The organism is Pseudomonas sp., from assembly GCF_049301935.1.
Classification (GTDB): domain Bacteria; phylum Pseudomonadota; class Gammaproteobacteria; order Pseudomonadales; family Pseudomonadaceae; genus Aquipseudomonas.
In genome coordinates, this window is sequence record NZ_JBAQLP010000142.1 from 33,987 (window position 1) to 47,107 (window position 13,121).

Genomic DNA, 13,121 nt, shown 5'->3' on the forward strand with positions numbered 1-13,121 from the left:
TGCGGCGCGCCAACAATCACCGTGCAGATGCTGAATACACTGCCATTAGCCGGCGGTCTTAACCCCGCGCGGTATCCAGCTTGACCGCCCCGCGCCGCTGGCCATAACTGCGCACGCAATTACGCCCGGCGCCCTTGGCGTTATACAGCGCCTGGTCGGCGGCCTTGAGTACCTCTTCCGGGCTGCGCTGCTCCAGCCCGCGCTCGGCCACGCCCATGCTGACGGTCACCGACACCTGATTGGCGGCACTGCCAGCCCGCCGCGTCCTGCCCTGTTTATCGTCCTGCGGGCGCTGCTGTTTATCGCGCAGCTGGATACGGTAGGTCTCGATGGCCTGACGGATCACTTCAAGGTGCGGCAGGCACTCGTCGAGGGTCTTGCCGGGGAACAGCAGGGTGAATTCCTCACCGCCATAGCGGTAGGCCTTGCCCCCGCCGCCGATCTTGCGCAGCTGAGCGGCGACCAGGCGCAGCACCTGATCGCCAACATCGTGGCCGTGAGAGTCGTTGAATTTCTTGAAATGATCGACGTCGGCCATGGCGATCACATAACTGCGGCCCAAACGCTGCAGGCGTTCATTCAAGGCGCGCCGCCCCGGCAGACCGGTAAGCTCATCGCGGAAAGCCATCTGATAGGCCTCGTGCGCCACCGCGGCAACCAGAATCAGCATGATCTGGCTGCTCATCACATTCAGCGCATTGGCCAGGACAAAGGTGTTCGGCAGCATCCACAGCAGGCCGCACAGCCCCAGCAGCTGCGCCGCATGCAGCGGCCGTGGCGCGCGCAGGTACTGCACTGTCAGCAGAATCAGGCCGAGGATAAACAGCGGATAGGCCAGCTGCACCAGCGCCAACCACTCGACCTGCAGCGCCGGCCAGCGCACCAAGGATAACCAGTGCAGCAACGCCTCGGGAAAACGCTGCGCCAGGCCCACCGCCACCGCACTGACCGCGAGCAGCACGGCCGCGCGGGCAATCAGGTCCTGCAGCAGATGGGTACGCTCCTGCCAGGCGGCGTAGAGGCTGTAGAGCAGCGGCAACAACAGGCTGCACAGATGGAAGATCAGCGCCGCATCACTACGTACCTGCCCCGTGGCGCGGAAATGATCGACCTGGCTATCGAGCAGGAAGTAGCCGAGGTACAGCGTCAGCAGCAGAAACACCTCGCGCTGGCGGCCATACACCAGGCAGAACGCGCCACCGAGCAACAGCAGCAGGGTGGGCAGCACATTGAACAGTGAGGTGAAAAACTCGCTCAGCTCCGCCAGCCGCGCCAACAGCAAGCCGCCGAACAGAAGCAGCAGTGAAGGCAGAAAATGACTGAAGCGCAGAGCAGCAAGACGCGACAAGACGGGTTCCACGCAGCGATAAAAAGTAGATAACACCGCGCAGTTTGCCTGTAACGAGAACATTTCGCACGGAACCTGGCAGGCAAATCGACAAGCTGAGAGGGACTTTTTATTCGCATAAAAAAACCGCTACCCCAAGGGGCAGCGGTTTTCTTGACCGAAAAGGACTAAGGCTTAGTAGCCCAGGGCGAAGTCTTCTTCGGCCATGTCCATCAGGTTGCCTGCGCCAGACAGCATCGCCTCTACGTGCGTACGGGTACGCGGCAGAATACGGGCGAAGTAGAAGTTGGCGGTCTGCAGCTTGGCTTTGTAGAAGGCCTCGTCTTCAGCACCGGCAGCAATCTTCTCGGCAGCCAGGCGCGCCATGTCGGCCCAGAAGTAAGCCAGGCAGGCATAACCGGAGTACATCAGGTAATCCACCGAAGCGGCACCGACTTCTTCACGATCCTTCATGGCGGCCATGCCCACTTTCATGGTGATGTCGCCCCACTCTTTGTTCAGCTTGGCCAGCGGCTCGACGAGGCCTTTGATGGCTTCGTTGGCTTCGTTGGTCTGGCAGAACTTGTGCACGATCTTGGTGAAGTTTTTCAGCGCGCCGCCCTGGGTCATCAGAATCTTACGACCCAGCAGGTCGAGGGCCTGAATACCGGTGGTGCCTTCGTACATCATGGAGATACGGCAGTCGCGAACGTTCTGCTCCATGCCCCACTCGGCGATAAAGCCATGGCCGCCGTAGATCTGCATGCCGTGGTTGGCAGCTTCGAAGCCGACTTCGGTCATAAAGGCTTTGGCGATCGGGGTGAGGAAGGCCAGCAGTTCGTCTGCGGCTTTCTTCTCGGCTTCGTCTTTGCTGTATTTGACGATATCAACCTGCTTGGCGGTGAAATACACCATCGCGCGATTGCCTTCGGCGAAGGCTTTCATGGTCAGCAGCATGCGACGTACGTCCGGGTGGACGATGATCGGGTCAGCGGCTTTGTCCGGCGCTTTCGGGCCAGTCAAAGAACGCATCTGCAGACGCTCGCGAGCGTACTTCAGGCCACCCTGGAAACCGATTTCAGCGTGAGCCAGACCTTGCAGAGCAGTACCCAGGCGAGCCGTGTTCATAAAGGTGAACATGCAGTTCAGGCCTTTGTTGGCTGGGCCGATCAGGAAACCAGTGGCGCCATCAAAGTTCATCACGCAGGTGGCGTTACCGTGGATGCCCATCTTGTGTTCGATCGAACCACAGGAAACGGCATTACGCGCGCCGACAGTGCCGTCAGCGTTAACCGAGAACTTCGGCACGATAAACAGCGAGATACCTTTGGTGCCTTGTGGCGCGTCGGGCAGGCGGGCCAGTACGATGTGGACGATGTTATCGGCCATGTCGTGTTCGCCAGCGGAGATAAATATCTTGGTGCCGGACACTTTATAGGTGCCGTCAGCTTGCGGCTCGGCCTTGGTGCGCAGCATGCCCAGGTCGGTACCGCAATGTGGCTCGGTCAGGCACATGGTGCCAGTCCACTCGCCGGATACCAGCTTGGTCAGGTAGGTATGCTTCTGCTCATCAGTGCCGTGTTCGGCAATGGTGTTCATCGCACCGTGCGACAGGCCTGGGTACATGCCCCACGACCAGTTGGACGAACCGACCATTTCGCTCAGCACCAGACCCAGCGACTCAGGCAGGCCTTGGCCGCCATGGTCAGCGTCGTGCGCCAGGCTCGGCCAGCCGCCTTCAACGTACTGCTGATAGGCTTCTTTAAAACCAGTCGGTGTCTTCACGCCTTCCGGGGACCAGGTGCAACCTTCGGTGTCACCTACACGGTTCAGCGGCGACAGCACTTGCTCACAGAACTTGGCGCCTTCTTCAAGGATGGCGTCGACCATGTCCGGAGTAGCGTCCTGGCAGCCAGGCAGGCTCTGATAATGCGCTTCGTAGCCGAGCAGTTCGTCGCGTACGAAACGGATATCACGCAAGGGGGCCTTGTAATCAGGCATAGCGGTTAACCTCTGCGGTGGATTCTTAGTGTGTAGGTGACCGGATATTCGGTCGTTTTCGGGAGCAATCCCGCTGCTCGCTTGCCTTGGCAATCGAGCTAATCAAACAAGCGTTTGAAACATACGTTTATGCCTATTTAATGTCAAGCACCCCAAGCGTCGTTCAGACCAGCAGATCGACAACCGGGGCCGGGGCCGGCAAACCACTGAGCTGCCTGTACAGAACAAGACTAGGTGGTGGCGGCTGATCCTGCTGGACGGGCGCGGAGGATTTTTCCTCCTCGGCGGGCTTCTCTTCCTCCGTTTCTTTGCGCTGCTCGGCACGCGCTTCACGGGCGGCCGCAACCTCACTGCGCTGCTGTTGTGCCAGTTCGACACGAGCCTCGGCCATCTGCGCCTGGGCTTGTGCCGCCACCTGACGGTCCTGCGCAGACGGTTCGGCGGGCGCCAGGGCCGCACGAATCACCACTTCCATCTTGCGCAGGGTGGCTTCGGGGTCGTTCGGGATCGGGCTGGTATCGATACCCACCTCACCGCCCACCGCATAGCGTTTGCCATCCGGGCCGCGCTCGTAGGTGTAACTCGGCGCACCGGCATAGCGGCCACCGACGGCAGCATGCGCCTGCTCATGGGTGCGCACCTCCTGGTCACGGCTGACCAGTTTGGCGATTTCCAGCTGCTCAAGGCGTTGCTGCTGCGGACTGGGTTGGCCTTCGCGGCTTTGGGCTTTAGCCGGATTGGCCGAGGCGTCGGCAGGTTTATCGGCCTCTTCACGCGCCGAAGCCGATTGCTCATCGGCCAGCGGCTGGGCAGCCGTGACCGGTGCCTGGGCGGCGCGGGTGATATCGGGGGACACATCAGGGGAAACATTGGACGCAAGAAGGCGCGCCGGCAGTGAGGTTGCTGCAGGCGCAGGGTAAGACGTTGCGCTGCCAATCTGCATGCAATGACTCCTCGCCCCTGACCGCTGAAACTGCGCAACAGAGCCGGATTACGCTCGGGGCAAGCGTATCAAGCCGTGGTATCGATCAGGGTACCGAGTACCTCATCGGCAGTTTTCACCACTTTGGCACCCGCTTGCGCCTCATTCTGCCCTTCACGCAGGGCGACCAGACTTTCCGCCAGATCGGGGCGAGTCTGTTCGGCCGAGCTGGGCGCAGGGTTGACCTGATTGGCCGGCGGCGCAGAGGTTGGCTGCGGTTGCGGACCCAGCGCATTGCTGGCGATATCCGCTGCAGCCTGATCGACCCGGCGCTGGCCGGATTGAATGGTGCTGATGCCCGAGTTGAAGGCGCTTCCAGAAATTTCCATGCACAAGCTCCCGCTATGGCAAACCACTAACGCTGCAATTGAAGCAGAAGTTGCTCGAAAAACGTACAAGCAAAAGGCTATGGCACTTGGCCTGTTTATAGCGCGCAGTGCAGCAAATCGAGATTGAGATAGCCAGAAACCGCAGCCGGCGTGGCTTCGGCCAGGCGCGGCACATAACCCAGACAGGGTGCCGGCAGGCGCTCGGCCAGGGTGGCCAGATTGTCCTCAAGGCGCGAGGTGTGCGGATCGACCAGATTGGCCACCCAGCCGGCCAGCGGCAGGCCGTCGCGCAAGATCGCCTCGGCGGTCAGCAGCGCCTGGTTGATGCAGCCCAGACGCACGCCGACCACCAGAATCACCGGCAACTGCAGAGCAATCGCCAGGTCCGACAAGGCTTCCTGGCCGGCCAGCGGCACGCGCCAGCCACCTGCGCCTTCGACCAGGGTGAAGTCCGCCTGCTGCCCCAGAATGGCCTGCACCGGCCCCTGCAGCGCGGCAACATCCAGCAATACACCAGCTTCGCGCGCCGCCAGATGCGGGGCAATCGCCGGTTCGAAGGCCAGCGGGTTGACCTCCTCGTAACGCAGCGCCAGGGTGCATTCGCCGAGCAGCGCCAGGGCGTCGTCGTTGCGCAGGCCATCCACTGTGCGCACACAGCCGGATGCCACCGGTTTGGCCGCTGCGGTCGACAACCCTGCCATACGTGCAGCGTGCAGCAGGCCGGCGGCGATGGTGGTTTTGCCGATTTCGGTATCGGTGCCGGTGACGAAAAATGCTTGGCTCATAACGATCTCTGGCGAGGGGTATTGGCAACTTTCCGGCATAGCTCAGGGCTGGCCGCGCTTATCTCAGTCCTTGCGCAGTACGCCGTACACCACCTGATAGGTCGCTGGCAGGCCAGCAGGCAGGCGGAACTGTTCATAGGCATTGAGCAGCGCCAGCATGCGCGCCCGCCCGGTCAAGCCGCCGGGCCGGCCGGGGTTGAGGTTGTGTGCGCCGAGGGCTTTCAGCTCATGGGTCAGGCTGCGCAGATCCGGGTAGTAAAGGGTTTCAGGCGTGGCGCGCAGGCTGAGCAGCGCCAGGCCGCTGTCGCCGCACAGGCGCTGGTAATCCTCAAAGCGGCGAAAGCGGTTGACGTGGACAAAGCCATCCACCGCCTGCCAGCTGTCGCGCAGCTCCTGCAGGGTGCCGACACACAGGCTGCTAAAGGCCAGTACAGCGCCGGGCCTGAGTACCCGCTCGGCTTCGCTAAGCACGGCGGAAAAGTCCGCACACCACTGCAGCGCCAGGCTGGAGAACAGCAGGTCGCTGGAGGCATCGCGCAACGGCAGGCGTTCGGCATCGCCGGCAATAAACTGCTGCGCGCCACCCAGTGGCCGGGCGTGCTGCAGCATGCCTTCGGCGATATCCACAGCCACGCCTTCACTAGCAGGAAAACGCTCACCCAGCACGCGACTGAAGTAGCCGGTGCCGCAACCCAGATCGAGCCAGCGCCGGGGGTTGATCGAAGCCGGAAGCTGCGCCAGCAGCTGATGGCCGACATTACGCTGCAAGGCCGCCACGCTGTCATAGCTTTCAGCGGCGCGAGAAAAGGACGCCGCCACCTGACGTTTATCCGGCAGGCCGCCGAGTGGGTCATGGGCCAGATCAGTCATCACCGGCCTCATGCAGAAAGGCCTGAATCGCCGCGGCAATCTCATGCGGGCGCTCCAGGGCAAAGGCGTGGCTGGCATGATCGATCAGGCCGATCTCGACATCCGGCAACAGTGCCAGCAAGGCCTGCGCGGCGCTTGCCGGCACCAAGGCATCGGCACCAGCAAATAGATGCAGCTGCGGGCCGACAAAAGCCTGCAGCGCTGCCCGCGTATCCAGGTTCGCGAGTAGATCCAACCCGGCCAACAGAGTGGCGGACTGCTGCTGCGGAGCCGCCGCCAGCAACTGCCGCGACAGGCCGCGGGCATCCAGCGCTCCCTGGGCGCAGAGCAGAGCAAAACGCTTGAGGGTGGCGGCGCTATCTGCGGCGCAGCCATGGCGAAAAACCTTAAACGTCTCGGCAGCCATGGCCGACGGCCAGCTTGGCTCGGCGACAAAGCGCAGATTGCTGGCCAGGGTTAGCAGGCCGCTGCAACGCTCGCCACGCCGCACCGCCAGTTCAGCGGCGAGCATGCCGCCGAGGGACCAGCCGCCGAGCCAGGCGTCCTGCGGCAGGTTGGCATCCAGTTCGTCCAACCAGTCGGCCGGGTCGCTGGAGTCCAATGCCGGCAGCGGCTCGATCTCTACGTGCAAACGTGGATCGAGGCCACGCAAGGCCCCGGCCAGCGGCTGCAACGGCGCAGTACCAAGGCCCCAGCCAGGCAGCAGAATCAGTCGATCACGCATGGACAGCCGCCTCGCCAGCCAGCAGCGGCCAGCATTCGGCCAGGGCTTCCAGCAGCAGCTCCAGCTGTTCCAGGCTGTGCGCGGCGGACAGGGTCACGCGCAGGCGCGCGCCGCCGGCGGGCACGGTCGGCGGGCGAATCGCGGTGACAAGCAGACCGCGCTCGCGCAGCATCTCTGACAACCGCATGGCGCGGCCGCTGTCGCCGACCAGGATCGGCTGAATCGGCGTGGCGCTGTCCATCAACTCCAGGCCAATCGCCTGGGCGCCTTCGCGAAAACGCTGAATCAGCGCCTGCAGATGCTCGCGTCGCCAGTGCTCGCTGCGCAGCAGTTCCAGGCTTTTCAGGGTGGCACAGGCCAGGGCCGGCGGCTGACTGGTGGTGTAGATATAGGGCCGGGCGAACTGCACCAGGGTCTCGATCAGCTCCTCGCTGCCGGCGACAAAGGCGCCCGCAGTGCCGAAGGCCTTGCCCAGGGTGCCGACCAGCACCTGCACATCCTCCAGGCCCAGGCCGAAGTGCTCGACTATGCCGCCGCCGGTGGCGCCCAACGGGCCGAAGCCATGGGCATCGTCGACCATCACCCAGGCCTTGGCGCGGCGCGCTTCGGCGCACAGCGAAGGCAGGTCGGCCAGGTCGCCGTCCATGCTGAATACGCCATCGGTGACGATCAGGGTATTGCCAGTGACCTTGCGCAAACGATTAGCCAGGCTCACCGCATCATTGTGTAAATAACGGGAAAAACGCGCACCGCTGAGCAGACCGGCATCCAGCAGGGAGGCATGGTTGAGCCGATCTTCCAGCACGCTATCGCCCTGCCCCAGCAGCGCGGTAACCGCACCCAGATTGGCCATATAGCCGGTGGAAAACAGCAACGCGCGCGGCCTGCCGGTGAACTCGGCGAGGGCCTCTTCCAGCTCATGGTGTGGCGTGCTGTGGCCGATCACCAGATGCGAGGCACCGCCGCCCACACCCCACTTTTGCGCACCGGCGCGCCAGGCTTCAATCACCTGCGGGTGACTAGCCAGGCCGAGGTAATCGTTGGAACAGAAGGCCAGCAGCTGCCGACCATCGACCTGCACCAACGGCCCCTGCGGTGATTCCAGCAGCGGGCGCTGACGATAGAGGTTGGCGGCGCGGCGCTCGGCGAGGCGGGCGGATAGATCGAAAGGCATATGCAGACCCTGTAGGAGCCAGCTGGCTGGCGATCAGCGACAAACCAGATCGCCAGCAAGCTGGCTCCTACATAAACAGCGGTTTATGCCGAGGCGGCGTTATAGAACAGCTTGGAATCGCGCTGCTCGACCAGGGCCTGCTCGATGGCAGCCTGGTGCACTTCATCGGCGTGTTCTTGGCGCTCTTCCGGCTTGATGCCGAGGCGGGCGAACAGCTGCATGTCCTGGTTGGCTTGCGGGTTGGCGGTGGTCAGCAGTTTTTCGCCGTAGAAGATCGAGTTGGCACCGGCGAAGAAGGCCAGGGCCTGCATCTGCTCGTTCATCGCCTCGCGGCCGGCGGACAGGCGCACATGCGACTGCGGCATCATGATCCGGGCGACGGCGAGCATGCGGATAAAGTCGAAGGGGTCGACGTCCTGCTCATCGGCCAGCGGCGTGCCTTTGACTTTCACCAGCATGTTGATCGGCACCGACTCCGGGTGCTCCGGCAGGTTGGCCAACTGAATCAGCAGGCCGGCGCGGTCGTCCAGCGACTCGCCCATGCCGAGAATGCCGCCGGAGCAGATCTTCATCCCCGAATCACGCACATAGGCCAGGGTTTCCAGGCGGTCGGCGTAGGTGCGGGTGGTGATGATATTGCCGTAGAACTCCGGCGAGGTATCCAGGTTGTGGTTGTAGTAGTCCAGCCCCGCAGCGGCCAGGGCCTGGGTCTGCTCCTGGTCCAGCTTGCCCAGGGTCATGCAGGTTTCCAGGCCTAGGGCCTTCACACCTTCAACCATCTTCAGCACGTAGGGCATGTCCTTGGCCGATGGATGCTTCCAGGCCGCGCCCATGCAGAAACGGGTGGAACCGATGGCCTTGGCCTCGGCGGCCGCCTCCAGCACCTTCTGCACTTCCAGCAATTTTTCCTTTTCCAGACCGGTGTTGTAGTGGCCGGACTGCGGGCAGTACTTGCAATCTTCCGGACAGGCACCGGTCTTGATCGACAGCAGGGTCGAGACCTGCACGCGGTTCTGATCGAAGTGCGCGCGGTGTACGGTCTGCGCCTGGAACAGCAGGTCGTTGAACGGTTGTTCGAAGAGCGCCTTGACCTCACTAAGGGTCCAGTCGTGACGCAGGTTGGCGGCGGTGGTGGCGCTCATCGGTAATTCCTTATTGTTGGCTGCGCCCTGCTAGATTCAGCGGACGCGACACGGATGTTCGGCATAGTTATGGAAGGCGTATGCGCTGTCAACCCAACTCTCAACACCAGGTTTACAACTGGTTAAAAAGCAAACAAACCTGCTTGCTCTGCGATGAAGCCGCAGACGCCGCTCTGGCCATCTGCACCGGCTGCGAAGCCGAGCTGCCCTGGCTCGGCGGGCATTGCCAGGTCTGCGCCCTGCCGCTGTCCAGTCACGGCCTGGTATGCGGGGCCTGCCTGAAAAAACCGCCGAGCTTCAACAAGGTCGAAGTGCCCTGGCGCTACGCCTTCCCCATCGACAGCCTGATTACTCGGTTCAAGCATCAGGCCAAGTGGCCATTGGGACGTCTGCTCGGTGAGCTTTTGTCACAGCATCTGCAACATGCCTTCGATGAAGGGCTGAGCAGACCCGACCTGCTGCTGCCCGTACCGCTGGCGAACAAGCGCCAACGCCAGCGCGGTTTCAATCAGGCCGCCCTGCTGAGCGAATGGCTAAGCCCCTTGCTGCAAGTACCGCTACAAACGCACTGGCTGCAGCGGGTTATCGACACGCCGGCACAGCAGCAACTGGATGCCGCCACACGCAAACGCAACCTGCGCAAGGCTTTTGCCCTGGCGCCAGACAGCCAGGTGACGGGCCTGCATGTGGCCCTGGTTGATGATGTGCTGACCACCGGCGCCACCGCCGAAAGCCTGGCGCGCTTATTAAAGAAAGCCGGCGCGACGCGGGTTGATGTGTACTGCCTGGCACGCACGCCAAAGCCGGGGGACTGACACCCCGAATCAATTCATGGTGATGGCTATCGCTGCGCGCAACACCATCCTACGCAGCGCTCAAACACCGCCCGAGCCTGCATAAGCGCTACACTCTGCGGCCAATTGTTTCGGAGTCGCCCATGTCCCATCCATTTGCCGCACTCACACCCGACTTGGTGCTGGATGCCGTGGAGAGCATCGGCTACCTCAGCGACGCCCGCGTACTGGCGCTGAACAGCTATGAAAACCGCGTCTACCAGGTGGGCATCGAAGACGAAACGCCGCTGATCGCCAAGTTCTATCGCCCGGACCGCTGGACCGATGAGGCGATTCGCGAGGAGCACAGTTTCACCTTCGAGCTGGCCGAGTGTGAGGTGCCGGTGGTGGCGCCACTGGTGCGCGATGGCGAAACCCTGTTCAGCTATTCCGGCTTTCGTTTCGCCCTGTTCCCCCGTCGCGGCGGCCGCGCGCCGGAGCCGGGCAACCTCGACCAACTGTACCGCCTCGGCCAACTGCTCGGCCGCCTGCACGCGGTCGGCTCACTCAAGCCGTTTGCCCACCGCGAAGCCCTAGAGGTGAGCAACTTCGGCCATGCCTCCCTGGCCACCCTGCTGGATGGCAATTTTATCCCGCGCAGTCTGCTGCCAGCTTACGAGTCGGTGGCCCGCGACCTACTCAAGCGCCTGGATGTGCTGTTCGCCGCCCACCCGGTACAGACGATCCGCCTGCACGGTGATTGCCACCCCGGCAATCTGCTGTGCCGCGACGACACCTTCCATATGGTCGACCTCGACGACTGCCGCATGGGCCCGGCGGTGCAGGATTTGTGGATGATGCTGGCCGGCGAGCGCCACGAACGCCTCGGCCAACTGTCGGAACTGATGGACGGTTACCAGGAGTTTCACGACTTCAACCCGCGCGAACTGCCACTGATCGAAGGCCTGCGCTCCCTGCGCCTGATGCATTACAGCGCCTGGCTGGCGCGCCGCTGGGACGACCCGGCTTTCCCCATGAGCTTCCCCTGGTTCGGCAGCGAACGTTACTGGGGCGATCAGATTCTGATCCTGCGTGAGCAGCTGTCGGCGCTGGATGAAGAGCCGCTAAAGCTGTTTTAAAGGCCAATTCCATAGGCCATCTGTTTCACATGTAGGCGCCAGCTTGCTGGCGATCAGCGGATTGAAAGCATCGCCAGCAAGCTGGCGCCTACCGGGTGACCATTACAGTTAGCCCTTGTGCCGTAACGTCTTTGTTACAGCCCAGTGGCGTTCACCGCCGAAGAAAAACCTGCCCAGCCAGACAAGCCCCTGCCGCGCCGACTAGAATCTCGAATCTTTAGTTAGCCGCCTAAGCAAGGACCCTGCATGGCCACCGCCAACCCGCGTCGCGGGTATATTCTCGGCCTGACCGCCTACATCATCTGGGGCCTGTTCCCGCTCTATTTCAAAGTCATCCAGAGCGTGCCCGCGCTGGAGATCATCGTCCATCGCGCGCTCTGGTCCGCATTGTTCGGCGCTCTATTGTTGCTGGTGTGGAAGCACCCCGGCTGGCTGCGCGAACTGCTGAATAACCGCAAACGCTTTGCCGTACTGACCTTAAGTGGCGTGCTGATCGCCAGCAACTGGCTGGTGTATGTGTGGGCGGTGAATAACGAGCGCATGCTCGAAGCCGCACTGGGCTACTACATCAATCCGCTGGTCAATGTGCTGCTGGGCATGCTGCTGCTCGGCGAGCGCCTGCGCCGCCTGCAATGGCTGGCGGTCGGCCTGGCCGCCGTAGGCGTGGCGCAGCAGGTTTGGCAGGTTGGCAGCATTCCCTGGGTATCGCTGGTACTGGCGCTGACCTTTGGTTTCTACGGGCTGATCCGCAAGCAGGCACCGGTGGCCGCCTTGCCCGGCCTGGTGGTGGAAACCTGGCTATTACTGCCACTGGCACTGGGCTGGTTAATCCTGCACCCGTCCGCGATAAGCACTCAGACTGAGTTCTGGAGCACGCCCGAAGCACTCTGGCTGATCGCGGCTGGGCCTATCACCCTGATCCCCTTGGTGTGCTTCAACGCAGCCGCGCGCCACCTGCCGTATACCACCCTGGGCTTTCTGCAATATATCGCCCCGACCCTGGTGCTGGTCCTGGCGGTAGCCGTGTTCGGTGAGCGCTTCGACCCGAGCAAGCTGCTGGCCTTTATCTGCATCTGGGCTGGCCTGGCGATCTACAGCGTGGATGCCTGGCTAAGCCTGCGCAAACGCCAAGCTGATTAAAAAACAGCCAGCCCGCTGTAACGCCCGAGGCAGCAGGCCTGCAGCCAGTTGCCCCCGGCTTATCCACAGAAGCATCCCCGGCCTTTGTGCACAAACAAAAGCTAAGTGTCTAATTTATAAGCAGTTAGCAAAAAGCCCCGAGGCACTAGGCAGTGCTCCGGGGCTCCCCAGGCTATGCACAGCGTTATCCACCTGGATCGTGGGTAACGCCTCTACTCTTCGACCTGCAGCTTCAGCTCAACCATCAAATCATCGGCCAGGCTTTCCAGCAGCGCCTGCAACTGCTCAAGCGGCAGGCTCTGCGGCACGCCCAACACAGCCTGGGCCTGGAACAGCAGCTCGCCACTCATCGGCGCTGGCACCACCTCGGTGTTCAGGCTTTCCAGATTGACCCCCTGGCTGCTGAGCAGGCGGGTGATATCGCGCACGATGCCCGGACGGTCATTACCCACCAGTTCCAGGCGAATGGCCTGCCAAACACTGGTCGGCTCAATGCCGCCAGCGGCGATCTGCACGCGGATGCCATGGGCCTGCAACGCTTCCAGGCCATCGACCAACGCGGAGTGCGCATTCAGCGGCACATCCACCCGCAGGATTCCGGCGAACTGCCCAGCCATGCGCGACATGCGGCTCTCCATCCAGTTACCGCCGTGCTCGCTGATGCACTGGGCGATGCGCTCGACCAGCCCCGGCTGATCCTGAGCGATTACCGTCAATACCAGATGATCCATAAAT

The 13,121-nt window shown here is 62.5% G+C and carries 13 protein-coding genes; 3 read left to right on the forward strand and 10 right to left on the reverse strand.

Translation table 11 applies throughout. From position 1 onward, the window contains the following. Positions 1 to 58: 58 nt before the first annotated feature. The 9 genes from WA145_RS18585 to bioB form a co-directional block, all read right to left on the reverse strand. Positions 59 to 1,348, reverse strand: a complete 1,290-nt coding sequence (locus tag WA145_RS18585) for a GGDEF domain-containing protein (protein WP_422582980.1) — start codon at positions 1,346 to 1,348, stop codon at positions 59 to 61. A 174-nt stretch (positions 1,349 to 1,522) separates the two neighbouring features. Continuing rightward, positions 1,523 to 3,328, reverse strand: coding sequence for a phenylacyl-CoA dehydrogenase (locus WA145_RS18590; protein ID WP_422582981.1), 1,806 nt, complete (start codon positions 3,326 to 3,328; stop codon positions 1,523 to 1,525). A 163-nt stretch (positions 3,329 to 3,491) separates the two neighbouring features. Then, positions 3,492 to 4,271, reverse strand: coding sequence for a putative metalloprotease CJM1_0395 family protein (locus WA145_RS18595; RefSeq protein ID WP_422582982.1), 780 nt, complete (start codon positions 4,269 to 4,271; stop codon positions 3,492 to 3,494). A 68-nt stretch (positions 4,272 to 4,339) separates the two neighbouring features. Continuing rightward, positions 4,340 to 4,639 (reverse strand): hypothetical protein, encoded by a 300-nt coding sequence (locus tag WA145_RS18600; protein WP_422582983.1) that lies wholly within the window; start codon positions 4,637 to 4,639, stop codon positions 4,340 to 4,342. A 95-nt stretch (positions 4,640 to 4,734) separates the two neighbouring features. Next, a complete protein-coding gene (gene bioD / locus WA145_RS18605) occupies positions 4,735 to 5,424 on the reverse strand; it encodes a dethiobiotin synthase (protein WP_422582984.1) in 690 nt (229 codons plus the stop codon). Between the two features lie 63 nt (positions 5,425 to 5,487). After that, positions 5,488 to 6,294 carry a malonyl-ACP O-methyltransferase BioC gene (gene bioC, locus WA145_RS18610; protein WP_422582985.1) on the reverse strand — a complete coding sequence of 269 codons (807 nt, stop codon included), beginning with the start codon at positions 6,292 to 6,294 and terminating at the stop codon, positions 5,488 to 5,490. After that, entirely contained in the window at positions 6,287 to 7,018 is a 732-nt protein-coding gene (locus WA145_RS18615; protein ID WP_422582986.1) for an alpha/beta fold hydrolase, read from the reverse strand. The genes bioC and WA145_RS18615 overlap by 8 nt, the downstream gene beginning before the upstream one ends. Beyond that, positions 7,011 to 8,192 (reverse strand): 8-amino-7-oxononanoate synthase, encoded by a 1,182-nt coding sequence (gene bioF, locus WA145_RS18620; protein ID WP_422582987.1) that lies wholly within the window; start codon positions 8,190 to 8,192, stop codon positions 7,011 to 7,013. The genes WA145_RS18615 and bioF overlap by 8 nt, the downstream gene beginning before the upstream one ends. An 83-nt stretch (positions 8,193 to 8,275) precedes the next feature. Further along, the gene (gene bioB, locus WA145_RS18625; RefSeq protein ID WP_422582988.1) at positions 8,276 to 9,334 is read right to left on the reverse strand and encodes a biotin synthase BioB; all 1,059 of its coding nucleotides are present in this window, start codon (positions 9,332 to 9,334) and stop codon (positions 8,276 to 8,278) included. Positions 9,335 to 9,414: 80 nt separating this feature from the next. On the opposite strand from bioB, the gene WA145_RS18630 reads away from it, so the two are divergent. The 3 genes from WA145_RS18630 to rarD all read left to right on the forward strand — a co-directional run bounded on the left by WA145_RS18630 (position 9,415) and on the right by rarD (position 12,386). Further along, entirely contained in the window at positions 9,415 to 10,149 is a 735-nt protein-coding gene (locus WA145_RS18630; RefSeq protein ID WP_422582989.1) for a ComF family protein, read from the forward strand. A 122-nt stretch (positions 10,150 to 10,271) separates the two neighbouring features. After that, the gene (locus WA145_RS18635) at positions 10,272 to 11,246 is read left to right on the forward strand and encodes a serine/threonine protein kinase (RefSeq protein WP_422582990.1); all 975 of its coding nucleotides are present in this window, start codon (positions 10,272 to 10,274) and stop codon (positions 11,244 to 11,246) included. 246 nt (positions 11,247 to 11,492) lie between these two features. After that, positions 11,493 to 12,386: an EamA family transporter RarD gene (rarD, locus tag WA145_RS18640; protein WP_422582991.1), complete on the forward strand. Its 894-nt coding sequence runs from the start codon at positions 11,493 to 11,495 to the stop codon at positions 12,384 to 12,386. Between the two features lie 212 nt (positions 12,387 to 12,598). On the opposite strand, the gene WA145_RS18645 is transcribed toward rarD, so the two are convergent. Continuing rightward, positions 12,599 to 13,117 (reverse strand): glycine cleavage system protein R, encoded by a 519-nt coding sequence (locus WA145_RS18645; RefSeq protein WP_422582992.1) that lies wholly within the window; start codon positions 13,115 to 13,117, stop codon positions 12,599 to 12,601. Positions 13,118 to 13,121: the final 4 nt, after the last annotated feature.